Raw genomic sequence first — 12,970 nt, 5'->3', positions numbered from 1 at the left:
CCTGGCCGTGCCATCGAGAAGCGGCACCGTTCATCGATGGCCAGGGCACCGTTTGATGATCGACGGGGCAGATATTTTGTCGAGTTCGGGAACCAACCAGGGCCGTCAGTAGCCGGTGGAGCGTAGGAGAGCCCAGGCGCCCCAGCCGGCTTCGGCTTCGGTGGCGTGCCAGTGTCCGGGAAGTGCGGCGGCGTCGGCGCGGAGCATTTGTGCTGACAGGTCGAGGCTGATCATTGCGAGAAAGCGGTGGTCAGCAGGCCGGTGTCCCAGGTGTCGGCGAGCTGGACGAACGGATCGGTTAAGGACCGTGCCGCCTCGCGGGTCCGGGGCCCTCCGGCGGCCAGGTCGCGGGCGAAGACGCGCGGCGTCGGCGGTGATGTGGGGTGGTGGCACGGGTTTGCCGGGCGGGCCGGGCAGCACCCGGGGCGGGAAGCGCGGCATCGGCGGGTGGCCGGGTCCAGGCGGCCGAGGGCGGGCAGGAACCGGCCGACGCGGGCGGCGTAGGCGGTGTAGGCGTCGCCGTGGACGGTCCGCAGGTAGGGCTCTTCGATGGCGCGGACCTGCACCTCGATCGCCACGATGGTGAGGACCAGGCCGGCCAGCGCGATGGCGTTGGGGACCATGGCGGCCAGCCCGGCGGTGGTGGCGAGTGACCAGGTCGGTGCGCTCGCCGTCTTGGACGCCGATCCGCCAGAAGGTGCCCATCGAGGTCTGTGCGGCCGAAGTGGCCACCACCCCGGCCGCGGCCAGCGGATCCCGGCCGCCTGCACGGTGGCGTGGTCCAGGGTGGCGATGGCGGGCAAGCCGGCCAGCGCGGCGATGGGCCCGCGGCGCCGATGAGCAGGGCTGTGGTGAACAGCACCCGGGCCCACCACTGGGGTACTGCCCTTTTCCAGGCCGCCGCCGCGGAACTCTGTGTCGCCGGTGCGACGCCACTGCAGGAAGGTGCGCAGCCCGAACGCCAGAGCGGCCCAGACAGGTAGATGACCAGCGCGGCGATCGCCACGATGTCTCCGATCGTCGAGGAGGAACGGTGAGGGGATGAAGAGGGGCGGGTCAGGAGCAGCAGGCGCACCCGGGCCCGCAGGACGCGATGCCGCCGGTGGCCCTGGGTGCGGCGTCGGCGGTGGAGGCGGTCGGGCCGGGGACGGCGCAACAGGCGTCGCCCCGCCAGGCTTCACGGCCTTCCTTGACCGCGACCGCGGCGATGACCAGCGCGGCGATCGGGTCGGCCCAGGACCAGCCGAACAGGCTGTTGACCGCCAGACCGATCAGCAGCACACCGGACAGGTAGGTGCACAGCAGGGTCTGCTTGGAGTCGGCGACCGCGCTGGCCGACCCCAGCTCCCAGCCGGCGCGCCGCTGCGCGTGCGACAGGAACGGCATGACCGCCAGCGACAGGGCGGCCAGCACCAGCCCGGTCGTGGAGTGCCCGGCCTCGCCGCCGCCGACCAGGGCCCGCACCCCCGAGTCGGCGGCCACGTAGGCGGCCAGCGCGAAGAACGACACCGCGATGATCCGCAGCGCCCGCTTCTCGCGCCGCTCCACCAGCTCCGGGTCCGGGGCCGAGAACTGCCAGGCGACGGCGGCAGCGCCCCCGACGAGGCCAGCGCGCCCGCGCCGATCGCGACAACGGCCTCGATCACGTTGTAGGCGATGGTGGCGGCCACCAGCAGGCGCACCCGCCGGGCCAACACCGCCCGGCGCCGCGGCGACGGTCCCAGCGACAGCGTGGTCACGCCCGCACCTGCGCATCCGGAGTGCAGGTGCCCACCTGCGCGCCCTCGGCGGCGGTGCCGTACGTGGGGCAGAGCGCGACGGCGCGGGCGGCGGCGGCCAGCAGGTGCTCGGCCGAGCGGAGCAGGTCCAGCAGTTCCGGGGTCGCAATGAAGTAGAACGACTGGCGGCCCTGCGCACGGTAATCGATCAGCTTGCAGCCGCGCAGACAGCCCAGATGCTTGGACACCGTGGACTGCGCTAGCCCGAGCTCGCGGGTCAGATCCACCACCCGGGCCTCGCCCCCGCGCCAGCCGCTGCACGATCGACAGCCGGACCGGATCGGCCAGGGAGTGGAACAGCGCGGCCGCCGGGGCGAGCCCGTCCAACGATGTCATTCACAATCAGAATCAATCGCCATATAGCGATGATAGTCGCATGACGGGATTATTCAACAGCAGGTCGCTGCCTGCGGCGGCTGCCCGCAACGGACTTGCCCCGCGCTCGGCCGACGTTGTGGTCGGTCCGGGCGCGGGACTGTTGGAGCCGCACACACTCCCCGTACAAGCGGTGCGGTCGAGGGCGTCAAGGCGCCGTTAAAATTGCCGGTCCGAGCGTTAACAACACGTATGCCCATCAGATTCCGGCCGAATTCAAAACTTATGCTGAACTTCGCGGACGCACCCTTCTGGAAGGCGTGCATCCGCAGTTAGGAGAACACGGGGCCACCGGGAACGGCCCAAGCGAAGGAGGCGATCATGCCGCGGGTGCTGGTGGTGGACGACTCGCCGCAGATGCGGGCGACCCTCCGGCTCAACCTGCGTGCCCGCCAGTACGAGGTGGCGGTCGCTCCGGACGGCAACGGAGCCCTCACCGGTGCCGCCGACTGGTACCCGGACCTGGTGATCCTCGACCTCGGGCTGCCCGACCTGGACGGCATGGACGTCATCCGCGGGCTGCGCGGCTGGTCCCAGGTGCCGATCATCGTCCTGTCAGGCCGGACCGGCGGTGACGACAAGGTCGAGGCACTGGACGCCGGCGCCGACGACTACGTCACCAAGCCGTTCGGCGTCGAGGAACTGGTCGCACGAATCCGCGCGGTCACCCGCCGGACGCCGGTCGCCGGGCCGCGCCCCACGGTGGACGTCGGCCGCAACGCCGTCGACCTGACCGGGATCGTCTACGGACCGGACGGAGGGCGCGTCCACCTCACCCCCACCGAATGGGGCCTGCTGGAGATCCTGGTACGCCACCCCGGCACGCTGATCTCGCGGCAGCGCCTCCTCGCCGAGGTCTGGAGCCCGAAACACGTCGACGCGGTCAACTACCTGCGTGTCTACCTGGCCTCGCTCCGCCGGAAGCTGGAGGACGACCCCTCCCGGCCACGACACCTGATCACCGAACCGGGGCGGGGCTACCGGTTCGACCCATGACGCCGAATCTGCCCGCTGGCCCCGCCCTCAAAGGCGCCGAACCTCATCCACAAGGAGAACGAATGCGAACCCCCCTCGCCGGGGTCCACCACCGCGATGGCGAACCGGCACGAGACGCGGCCGACGTCGCCGAGGAACCTCCCGATGCCGGCGACCGGCACCGTCTGAGTGTTGTGGGCGGACTGGCCGCGCTCTCCCTGGACGCGATGGCATCGGTCGCCTACGGCCCGGAGGCCATCGTGCTGATGCTGGCGCTCGCCGGGGGAGCGGGCATGGGTTTCACGCTGCCGGTCACTCTCACGATCGCCGCACTGCTCACCGTCCTGACCCTGTCCTACCGCCAGGTGATCGCGGCCTTCCCCGAAGGCGGCGGCGCCTACGGCGGCGCCTACGGCGTCGCCAAGCGGCACCTCGGCCGGCGGCCCTCGCTGATCGCCGCCGCCTCCCTCATCGTCGACTACGTGCTCAACGTCGCGGTCTCGGTCGCCGTCGGCGTGGCCGCCCTGACCTCGGCCTTCCCCGAACTCCTGCCCCACACCGTGTGGCTGTGCCTGGCCGTCCTGGCCTTGATCACTTTCGTCAACTACCGGGGTATCGCCCCCAGCGCCCGGCTGTTCATCGTCCCAACCGTCGTGTACGTGGGCGCGATCATCCTGGTGATCGTGATCGGGCTGCTGCGCGACCACCCCGTCACCACCGAGCACGCGGCCCCCGTCCAGGCGCACGGCCTCCAGACGGTCGGCGCGCTCCTGCTGCTCAAGGCGTTCGCCAACGGCTGCGCCGCGCTCACCGGCGTGGAGGCCATCGCCAACGCCGTCCCGTCGTTCCGCAGGCCCCGCGTCAAGCGCGCCCAGCGCGCCGAAGTCGCCTTGGGCGCGCTCCTGGCGCTGATGCTGATCGGCATCGCACTACTGATCGAGCGGTTCTCCGTGCGGCCGGTGGACGGCGTGACGGTGCTCTCGCAGGTCACCGAAGCGGCCGTCGGGCACGGAGCGGGGTTCTACGTGGTGCAGTTCGCCACCGTCGTGCTGCTCGCGCTCGCCGCCAACACATCCTTCGGCGGACTCCCGGTGCTGGCCCGGCTGCTGGCCGCCGACAACAACCTGCCACACCCGTTCGCGCTGCGGGCCGAGCGGCAGGTCCACCGCTACGGCATCGGGTTCCTGGCCGCCACCTCGGCGCTGCTCCTGGTGGTCGCGCGCGGCGACATGAACACCCTGGTACCGCTCTTCGCGATCGGCGTGTTCGTCGGATTCACCCTGTCCCAGGTCGGGATGGTCCGGCACTGGCTAGCCGACCGTCCCCACGGCTGGCGGCCCAAAGCCCTGCTCAACGGGCTCGGTGCACTGCTCACCGGCGTCGCCGCGGTCGTGGTGACGATCTCCAAGTTCACCGAGGGAGGCTGGCTGATCCTGCTCGCGTTGCCCGCACTGGTCGTGCTCATGGAGCGGATCGGCCGCGCCTACGACCGGATCGGCGAACGGCTCGAACTGGGCCGCACGCCGCGCCCGCCCCGTCCGCGCAAATCCCTGGTGGTCGTACCCGATAGGCGAGATCAGCGATCTCTCCCGCCAAGCGCTCGCCGCCGCGCTCAGCCTCAGCGACCGGGTGGTGGCCGTCCACGTCGTCCACGCCGAAAACGACGAGGAACGGCGACGGTTCCTTGCCGCATAGGAGGCCTGGTCGCCAGGCGTGGAACTCGTCCTGCTCGACGGAGAGCGCCTGCGCCTGGTCGAGCCGATCGTGCGATACGTCCGGGAAGCTCGCGAACGGCACGTCTTCGTGCTCATCCCGAATTGGAGCCCGAGCACCTTTGGCAGCGCGTCCTGCAGAACCAGCGTGGCGCCGTCCTCGCCCACGCGCTGCGCCGCGACACCGAAGCCGTGGTCTGCCGCCTCCGCTTCCGCCTGGCACCCCTCCCCGGCCCCAGCCCGCGCCTGGCCCAACCGATGAACACGTGACACGGGAGATGACGTCATGAACGAACTGACCGGCCTCATCCTCGTCGTCGGGGGCATCGCACTGGCCCGGTGGGCCTCGCACCGCACGAGCACGCCGCGAGGGCGCAGCGAAACCGCCGACATGGACGAGTCCGAGCCCTGGTGGTTCGCAGGCGGACTCGGCCTGGTGGTCATCGGCCTGGCGACCCTCAACATCGAACACCGCGGCGTCCTGCTCGCGGTGCTGCTGCCCGGCATCCTCCTGTGCGCCGGGCTGGCCGCCATCGGATATGTCTTGGAGCGTGCCAAGAGACGCCATGACCCGTCGTAGCCTTCATCGTCCTCGGCCCTTGAATCGCCTGCCATGTTCAACGTCCACACTCAGGCTGCGTATCCGAGAACGGAGTCGGAGCAGAATCAGCCCACGTGGACGATGGGGCGCTGCTCGAATGACCTTCGACCTCCAGCCCTTCCCCGGTTTCGACAACGTGCGGAATACATGAATTAGGTCACGCATCCGCATGGCCGAAGTATCTGCGGGATGCCATCGACCGGGACTGCGCCCTCGATCGTTCGCCGTACAGCGAGCATGGACGCCTGGCCCGGCGCGTGGGGAGCCTTAAAGATGTGGCTGAGGGAGGTAATTAACTGAGATATCCTCGAGCGCGCGTTTCAGGTCGAGGACCCTGCGGGTGAAGTCAGCCAGCGTCCGTCGTCACTGCGCAAGCGGGTCGATCTCCCTCCCCGAGTTGATTCCGCTTCTCACGCCATCCAGTAGCAGAGTGACCTTGCCCCTACCGCCGTGCTCGAGCTTTTGGCCATGCCTACGCCAAGGCGTGTCGCCGTGCTTGGGCAGCCCGCGAGGGCGGGCAGGTCTCCAGGGACCGTCGATCTGGCCTGTGGCGCTCGCAATCGGCCGTTGATGGCCCGAGGCATGCCCGCGAGCCGCCCTGGAGCCGACATGGGGACGGAGTGGGGCGAAGCGGGCGGCGGACAAGCTGGGCATACTCGCGTTTGCCCTGGTCAGGGATGGTTGGTCGCGTGGGACTCGAACCCCACAACCTACGGATAAAAGTCCGAAACTGTCGTATCGGAGCGGCCTTTTCGGTGTCGGCCTGTGTCGATCCGTCCGCATCGAGCCCGACTTTCGTGCCGCACGGTGCCGATGCGTACCGGTCCGGTTCGGAACCGCCGAGCCGACAACGAGCCGACAAGGACCGTTGGCGATCTTGTGGCCCGCTCATCGGCGGCCCTTCCTGACCACATGAACGGAGTTTTCGGCAAGCGCAGGGTCACGATTGGCCCGCCGTTGACAACCAGAGCGCGGATCACCTCGCCGACCACCTCGAGTTCTGCGGGTGACGCACGCGATCTGTATCGGGGAGGGTTCAGGCACGCCTCGCGCTGAGCCGGATTCCAGGCGGGAGAATCCCGTCGCTGGAGTCGCTGATCTCCCTGCGAGCGTCTTCAGGAAGAAGCGCCACGCAGCCGACAAGCCATTCAGGATCGAGCAGTGCCGCCGGAGTGATCCCCGGTGTCGGTGCGGCCGGGCATAGTGTCGCCCATGTTTAGCGGACTTCACGACATCGACTGGTCGTCGATGGAGCATGCCTACGGCTCGGCGGCGGAGGTCCCCGACCTCCTACTGGCGATGCGCTCCTCGGACGCCGAGGAGCGGCGGAAGGCGCTCGGCAGGTTTTACGGCGCGGTCCATCATCAGGGTGATGTGTATCCGTGCACGGCGGCGAGCGTTCCGTTCCTGTTCGAGTTGGTGGAGGAGGCCACTACGTCTGACCGGTCCGGCATCGTTGAGCTGCTGGTCAGCATCGGATCCGAAGCCCTCGATCACTGCAACGTGGGGTTCGGCGACCCGGTGGGCCACGTTGAAGCGGTTGCGGCCGTTCGCAGCCGTGCCGAGAGTCTTATCGAATTCTCCGGTGATGCCGACGTCCGCGTGCGGCGAGCCGCGATCCCCGGACTCGGACGTTCATCGACGACGTCGACCGGGCCGCGACGGTGCTGCGCGGTCGGCTGCCGGCGGAGCCGAGCATCGTCGAGCAGCGGCTGATCGTTGAGGCGATGGCGGCCCTGGCCCTTCGCCTGCCGGAGCGCACTGCGGCTCCCAAATGTGTCGGCGCACTGATGAGGCGGAAGGCCGCCGCGTCGGTGGCGACCCTCCGCCTCCTTCCGAGCATCTGAGGTGTGATGCTCCCAACTCGGTTGGTTTCGCTCAGTACGGGCAGCCCGGCTGCCGACCCTTCTCCGGTTCCGGCCACCAGCCGAACCGAGGCTGAGACGGCGATCGCAGGCCGGCATGGCAGCCGTAGTGCTTGAGATCTCTGGTTCGCAGTGCCTTGCTGCCCTTGGGCGCGCGGTCGAGTTGCACGACGTTGGGGAAGTAGACGGTTGTGTACTTGCCACCGGTCTTCGGGGTGAGGCAGGAGCTTTGGACGAAGGCCCATACACGGGCATGCTGTCCCGGTCGCTTGATTGACACCAGCGCCACGGCCCCGGTCCGGCTTACGTACCGATAGGCGATGTCCGTCAGATCGACGTTGCTCACTGGCTGCGCAGAATCCACCCGCTCGCCAGCCTGATGGCGCGCGTAGTTGTAGGACGGCGTGCAGCTAGGACCAGACGCCAGGGAGACACCAGTTGGGAACTTCACCTTGTGCCAGAGCGCAGCCGTCTCGTGGACGTTGTATGCGCCTCGCCCGGTGTAGTAGTAGGAGTGCAGTGGCGCGTTCATTGCCGCAACGTAGGTGCGCCAGCGGCGGACGTCCTTGCTGGTCTGTCCGCAGTTCGTGAGAACGCCACGCAGGCCGCCCGGCTTGGAGGCCTTGAGGAGATGGCCTCGCTGCAGCCAGCCGATCCTTGTCACCATCTCGTGCCCCGAGAGGACCTGGACGCGGACCCATCCGCGGCATTGGGCCTGGACACGGACGCGGTCCTTCTTCCGCGCGTTGGCCAGCACCAAATGGTTGGGAGCGAGACGTAGCGTCGCCCGCGAGGCCTTCACCCAGTCGCCGTGGTCGGCGTGCTGCTGCGTTGTCGCCCAGGTCGGCGATGCCGACACAAAGACAGCGCCCGTGATAGCCAGGGCCGCGGTTATGGCGATGGATAGTCGTTTGGTCGAAGGCATTTCCTGCTCTCCTGTGTTTCCGGGTAGTCTTTTACCTCGATGTGAACTGACCTCAGATGCTTTGGCATCGGGAGTTTCCGTATACAGAGCGCGCGGAGCGGGCAAGGACGACGAGGCCATCGAGCGTTCGTGCCTCGCCGCCCATGCCCTGCGGTCACTTGCTACGGCGGACTGCGGCGAGCCTGATCCAGCCGATGCGGTCCTGGGCCTTCGGAGCCTTCACGGCCAGGTAGTGAACGTGCTCGCGTTTGTTGTAGTACGTCCAGCGCGTGCAGAGTGCACCAGTGACCGTCTGGTTACGGCGTTTCACCGCGACCTTGTGATAGATCCGGGCCGGCTTCTCGTACACCGCAGCCTTGGGCCAGGTCACTCGCCATCGAGGGCAGGCCGCCTCAGATGATGTGGTGAGCGCCGTTCTCGAGGAGGCGTTGGCCCTGGCTGGCTGGGCGCCGTCGAGGAGTCCGCCACCAGACATTGTGATCACGAGCGCAAACGCCAGCGGCACCCAGCGCCAAGTGATAGGTATGCGTACGGACAACAGGGTTCCTTCCCATTCTGGATCTTGTTGGAGGCGTCTTGCGGCAAGATTAAAACAGGCGACCTAGAGCCGCTGCCACGGGGTGATGCGAGAAGAGACCAGTTGAGATCGCCACCTGGCTGACCTGCATATTCACCACTTGACCTGGGACGAGACGAGATGAGCGAGATGGAGTCACCAGAAGAAGGATCGGTCAAAGGGCAAGAAGAAGGTCACCGATCACCAGAACGGGTCAAATTGACAGCGGTGATCGAATCTCTGCTGTACAGCGTCCCTGGGGAAAAGGTCGCAGCGAAGGCAGAAAGTATCGGCGTTTCCCGCAACACTGTTTACCGATGGAAAAACGGAGAACGGCCGTTCAAGAAGCCCTTCGAGTCGCTGCTTGACGCCGCGGGCGCCTCGGGCGGCTATCGAGACTGGTGTCTAGCCGTATGGCTAGCGGCTGCAGAACCCCAACTACCCCCAACCGCCGACCCGACGTCGGCAGATAGCCCATCGATGGCGGCCAACAGCACGACACTAAATCTCTCTTCTGCTCGTACGTTCGAGTTTGATCAAGAGAACAGCCAGCGCTCCTCGTCGCTCACGAGCGTGCAGCCAACCGATCCTCCGCCGGCTGCTCTCGAGCCGGACGAGCGCCCACCCACAGCAGCCTTCTCAGGTGCAGGTGCTTCACGATCAGAGGTCCCTGCGTTGGGCTCATCGCCTGACCGGCCGCTGCATGTGAAAGCCGAGGTAGAGCTCGGGAAAAGGACGCTCCGTCAGTTGCTTCGTTCCAAGCCGGTCGTGATTCCGTCTCTAGGCGCCATCGTTGCTGTCGGAGCAGCTGCGGCTGTGCTTTCAGGACGTGACCTCATACGGACCGCCTCTGGCGCGAGCAAGATCCGGCCTACCGCCTCGGCGTCTCCGAGCTCATCGACTGCGCCGTCGGCTTCGCCGACTAAGAGCGAGAGCAGGAGCACGGAGTCCCTGCCGTCCGCCAGGCAACGGTCGACAGCATCCCCTCATTCGACATCCGACCCCACGCCGACGAATCCACTACCCCCTCCACCTGTGTCAACGCCACCGCCAAGAGCCACAACCTGCCATTGGCAGATCACATGGCCGAAAGCCGGTGTTTATAGCCAGCCGACACAGGACCAAACGCTCAAGCTCAAGACAAAGCCTCAAGGCGAACGTGTTGGGCCGTACTGTGAGACCGCTACCGGTGCGGATGGGAAGACTTATCTCAAAGTGCAAACCGACGCTGCCTCGGGTGGCATCGGTTGGATGCGTTTCGATGCCGTATCCCGAGTTGAGTAGTCCCGGTATCGCAGAATGCGCCATTTACCAGTAGAGGCCAGCCGCCAATACCGGGCGGTGATGCGGTGGTGGTGGGGCACTCCAGGTCCAGGTGACTGTTCATATCCAGTTGGAAGCGGCCGTAGAGGTTCAGGTGGGACCAGAACAGGGCCGATAGGCCGCGCCGGTCGGCGGGGGGAGCCGTTTCTGCCAGGCGGGATCGCGGAGGACGATCTGGATCACCACGGTGTTGAGGTAGGTGATGGTGGCCGCGATGAGGTGCAGGGCGAGGGCGGAGACCTTGGCGTGCTCGCGGTCGTCACCGGTCAGGTCGCCGGCCTTGCCATAGAAGATGTCCTTGCTGGCGGAGTTGAAGTTCTCCACCGCGTTGAGGCCCTCGTGGATCTCGCGGCGGAGTTCTTCGTCGGCCAGGTAGTCGCAGATGAAGATGGTGCGGATGGCCCGGCCGAGTTCCTCGATGGCCTGGTAGGTGGGGTGCTTGGGGCCGCCGCGGGTGAAGGGGCGCAGCATCTGGTGGGACTGGGCGGTGCCCAGGCGCAGCGCGGTGGCGTACTTGATCATCTGGTCGTAGTGCCGGGTGATGAGGTCCCAGTCGATCGTCTTAGCCGACATCACCTCTTCCAGGTGCGGCCACGACCCGCCCTCGGGGGACTCGTCGGTGACCACGCCGGGCCGGTACAGCCGGGCCAAGCCGATGTTCTTCAGCCGGGCAGCAGCTGGAAGTCCAGCAGGTGGGAGAAGGCGAACCCGACGATGGAGGCGCCGTGGGTGTCGGTGTACTGCCGGTCGATCTCGGCGTCGGTCAAATGCCGGAGCAGGCCCTCGATCATGGAGGCGACCTCGGACGCCGAAGTGGTGGTGATCTGCGAATAGATGCACACCGACCGGCGTTCGACGTGCCAGTACACCATGATCCCCGGGCCGACGTAGCGCTGGTGCCACTCGGTCATGACGTTTTTCGACCAGGACCCGAACTTGCGCGAGTCCGAGGCGCATGAGGTGCCCGCGCCCCACAGGGCCGTGTCGCGGGCCTTGAGCGTCTCGTTGACCACGGTGCGGATGGCGGCGCGCAGGTTGTCCCGGTTGATGAACAGCTGCCGGGTGCGCCGCAGCGCCGCCTCGTTGTCGGCCACCTCGCCCAATGCCGCGGCGGCGCCGTCGGCGACGCGCTTGATCCCGATGTTGCTGCCCAGGCTTATCTTGAGCTCCGCCGCGCCTCACCTCGTTGACCTGAGGCGATGCGGTGAGGACAGCGTCCGAGAGGCACCTGACCGGTTTGTCCTCCGGTCGTGTCAGCACCGACCGATCGTTGTCGAACCGCGATCTCGGCGGCGGGCTGCCGGGACGGGTGGGCTCTGGAGCCGGGCGGCGCGGAGTTGGCCGAGCACGCGGGCGAGTTGTTCCCGGAGTCGGCGATTCTCCTCGGCGAGGCGGCGGTTTCGAGCTGGAGGCCGAGACGGTTGAGGCGGTACCGGTCGACGCTCCGGCGACCGACCGGTCCCGGGTGGCTGGACGACCGCCGGGCCCGGCTGGCGGAGGCGCCGCGGGTGGTGCCGGTGTGGCTGCGCGACCGCGCCCAGCTCGCCGACTCCGCCGCGTTCGTCGCGCGCTGGTATGGCCGGGAGTGGGGGTTCCACACCTTCCGGGCCCCGGTCTATGTCGGGCGCCTGTGGGCCTGTGCTCCGCGCGGCGGCGCCCGCACCACCCGGAAGTGGTGGCGGTGGGTGACCGACGCCGAGGCGCGCCCGGTGGAGGCCAAGGCCGCGCTGGGCGACCCGGACGCCTGGACGCGGTTCGTCACCGTCCAGTCCCGCCACACCGGCCCGCGGCGCCGCGCCTCGGTCGTGGTCGCCGTACCGGTCGCGCTGCTGGTCACGCTCGCGGCGGTCCTGCTGCCCGCCTGGACGCTGACGGCGGCCGGCGCGGCGGCGCTGTGCGCGCTGGGCTGGGTCGGGCGGGACTCCGACCGCCCGATCGTCACCCGGTACGTCGCCGTCCAGCTCCAGCGGCGCCTGGACTCGGCTGAGGTCGAGGCGGCGCTCGAAGCGATCGGCGTGAAGGGCCGCATCGACTTCGTCGACCCGATCGCCATCGACGGGTCCGGCTGGCTCGCGCACGTCGATCTGCCGGGCGCGACGACCGCGGCGAAGGTGCTGGAGAAGCGGGAGGATCTCGCCGCGGCCATGCGCCGTCCGATCTCCACCGTGTGGCCGGAGGGCGACCGGGCCGCGCACCCTGGTCGGCTGCGCCTGTGGGTCGCGCGGGAGGATCCGGCGAAGGCGCCGCGGAAGCTGTGGCCGCTGATGCGCGAGGGCCAGGCCGACGTTTTCGAACCGCTCCCGTTCGGGTTCGATCCGCGCGGCAACCTCGTCACGATCACCCTGATGTACTCCAACCTGCTGGTCGGAGGTATCCCCGGATCGGGGAAGACGTCGTGCGCGCTGGCCCTGGTGCTGGGCGTCGCGCTCGACCCGACGGCGCGCATGGACATCTTCGAGCTGAAGGGGTCCGGGGACCTGAACAGCGTCCGGCCGGTCTGCCACCGGTACGTGTCCGGGGACGACGACGAGGACCTCCAGGCGGCCATGGGCGGGCTGCGCGCGGGCATCGCCGAGCAGAAGCGCCGCGCGGAGTTCATCCGGGGCCTGCCCGCCTCTGAGACGCCGGAGGGGCGCCGGGTCACGCGGGCGCTGGCGGAGAAGTACCCGCAGCAGGACTTAGAGGTCATAACAAAATGTGTATGTAGCGCGACATGTAGTGACGGTCGGGTGTGGTGTGGGCGGGTGCGTAAGGGCGAGCAGCCTCCATGGATCGTGCCCGACAGCCTGTGGGAGCGGATCGAGCCGCTGCTGCCGAAGGTGGAGCGCCGTAAGCGCCACACCGGACGGAAGCGGTTGGA

The 12,970-nt window shown here is 68.1% G+C and carries 7 protein-coding genes and 4 pseudogenes; 5 read left to right on the top strand and 6 right to left on the bottom strand.

Features of this window, described 5'->3' with window-relative positions:
• Positions 1 to 230: 230 nt before the first annotated feature.
• The 3 genes and pseudogenes from AB0H37_RS44385 to AB0H37_RS44375 form a co-directional block, all read right to left on the bottom strand.
• Positions 231 to 623 (bottom strand): hypothetical protein, encoded by a 393-nt coding sequence (locus AB0H37_RS44385; RefSeq protein ID WP_360618755.1) that lies wholly within the window; start codon positions 621 to 623, stop codon positions 231 to 233.
• Positions 624 to 1,056: 433 nt separating this feature from the next.
• Positions 1,057 to 1,739 (bottom strand): annotated as a pseudogene (locus AB0H37_RS44380) (cation transporter).
• Positions 1,736 to 2,114, bottom strand: a pseudogene (locus AB0H37_RS44375) (metalloregulator ArsR/SmtB family transcription factor). Before AB0H37_RS44375 ends, AB0H37_RS44380 begins: the two co-directional pseudogenes overlap by 4 nt.
• A gap of 360 nt (positions 2,115 to 2,474) precedes the next feature.
• Between AB0H37_RS44375 and AB0H37_RS44370 the strand changes: the two are divergent.
• The 4 genes from AB0H37_RS44370 (at position 2,475) to AB0H37_RS44355 (ending at position 7,157) form a co-directional block, all read left to right on the top strand.
• Positions 2,475 to 3,149 (top strand): response regulator, encoded by a 675-nt coding sequence (locus AB0H37_RS44370; protein WP_360618753.1) that lies wholly within the window; start codon positions 2,475 to 2,477, stop codon positions 3,147 to 3,149.
• 62 nt (positions 3,150 to 3,211) lie between these two features.
• A complete protein-coding gene (locus AB0H37_RS44365) occupies positions 3,212 to 5,110 on the top strand; it encodes an APC family permease (RefSeq protein ID WP_360618752.1) in 1,899 nt (632 codons plus the stop codon).
• A 16-nt stretch (positions 5,111 to 5,126) separates the two neighbouring features.
• Positions 5,127 to 5,420 carry a hypothetical protein gene (locus AB0H37_RS44360; RefSeq protein ID WP_360618751.1) on the top strand — a complete coding sequence of 98 codons (294 nt, stop codon included), beginning with the start codon at positions 5,127 to 5,129 and terminating at the stop codon, positions 5,418 to 5,420.
• 1,233 nt (positions 5,421 to 6,653) lie between these two features.
• Complete coding sequence (locus tag AB0H37_RS44355; RefSeq protein WP_360618749.1) at positions 6,654 to 7,157, top strand: hypothetical protein; 504 nt, start codon at positions 6,654 to 6,656, stop codon at positions 7,155 to 7,157.
• A 162-nt stretch (positions 7,158 to 7,319) separates the two neighbouring features.
• On the opposite strand, the gene AB0H37_RS44350 is transcribed toward AB0H37_RS44355, so the two are convergent.
• The 3 genes and pseudogenes from AB0H37_RS44350 to AB0H37_RS44340 all read right to left on the bottom strand — a co-directional run bounded on the left by AB0H37_RS44350 (position 7,320) and on the right by AB0H37_RS44340 (position 11,213).
• On the bottom strand, positions 7,320 to 8,231 hold the full coding sequence (locus AB0H37_RS44350; RefSeq protein WP_360618747.1) for a hypothetical protein: 912 nt from the start codon (positions 8,229 to 8,231) through the stop codon (positions 7,320 to 7,322).
• 154 nt (positions 8,232 to 8,385) lie between these two features.
• Positions 8,386 to 8,601: a hypothetical protein gene (locus tag AB0H37_RS44345; protein ID WP_360618746.1), complete on the bottom strand. Its 216-nt coding sequence runs from the start codon at positions 8,599 to 8,601 to the stop codon at positions 8,386 to 8,388.
• A 1,599-nt stretch (positions 8,602 to 10,200) separates the two neighbouring features.
• Positions 10,201 to 11,213: pseudogene (locus tag AB0H37_RS44340) on the bottom strand (Tn3 family transposase).
• 147 nt (positions 11,214 to 11,360) lie between these two features.
• On the opposite strand from AB0H37_RS44340, the pseudogene AB0H37_RS44335 reads away from it, so the two are divergent.
• Positions 11,361 to 12,970: pseudogene (locus tag AB0H37_RS44335) on the top strand (hypothetical protein); the annotation flags it as partial.

The organism is Actinomadura sp. NPDC023710, from assembly GCF_040639875.1.
Classification (GTDB): Bacteria; Actinomycetota; Actinomycetes; order Streptosporangiales; family Streptosporangiaceae; genus Spirillospora; species Spirillospora citrea.
The sequence above is the reverse complement of the archived record's forward strand: the minus strand, read 5'-3'. Positions and strand labels throughout refer to the sequence as shown.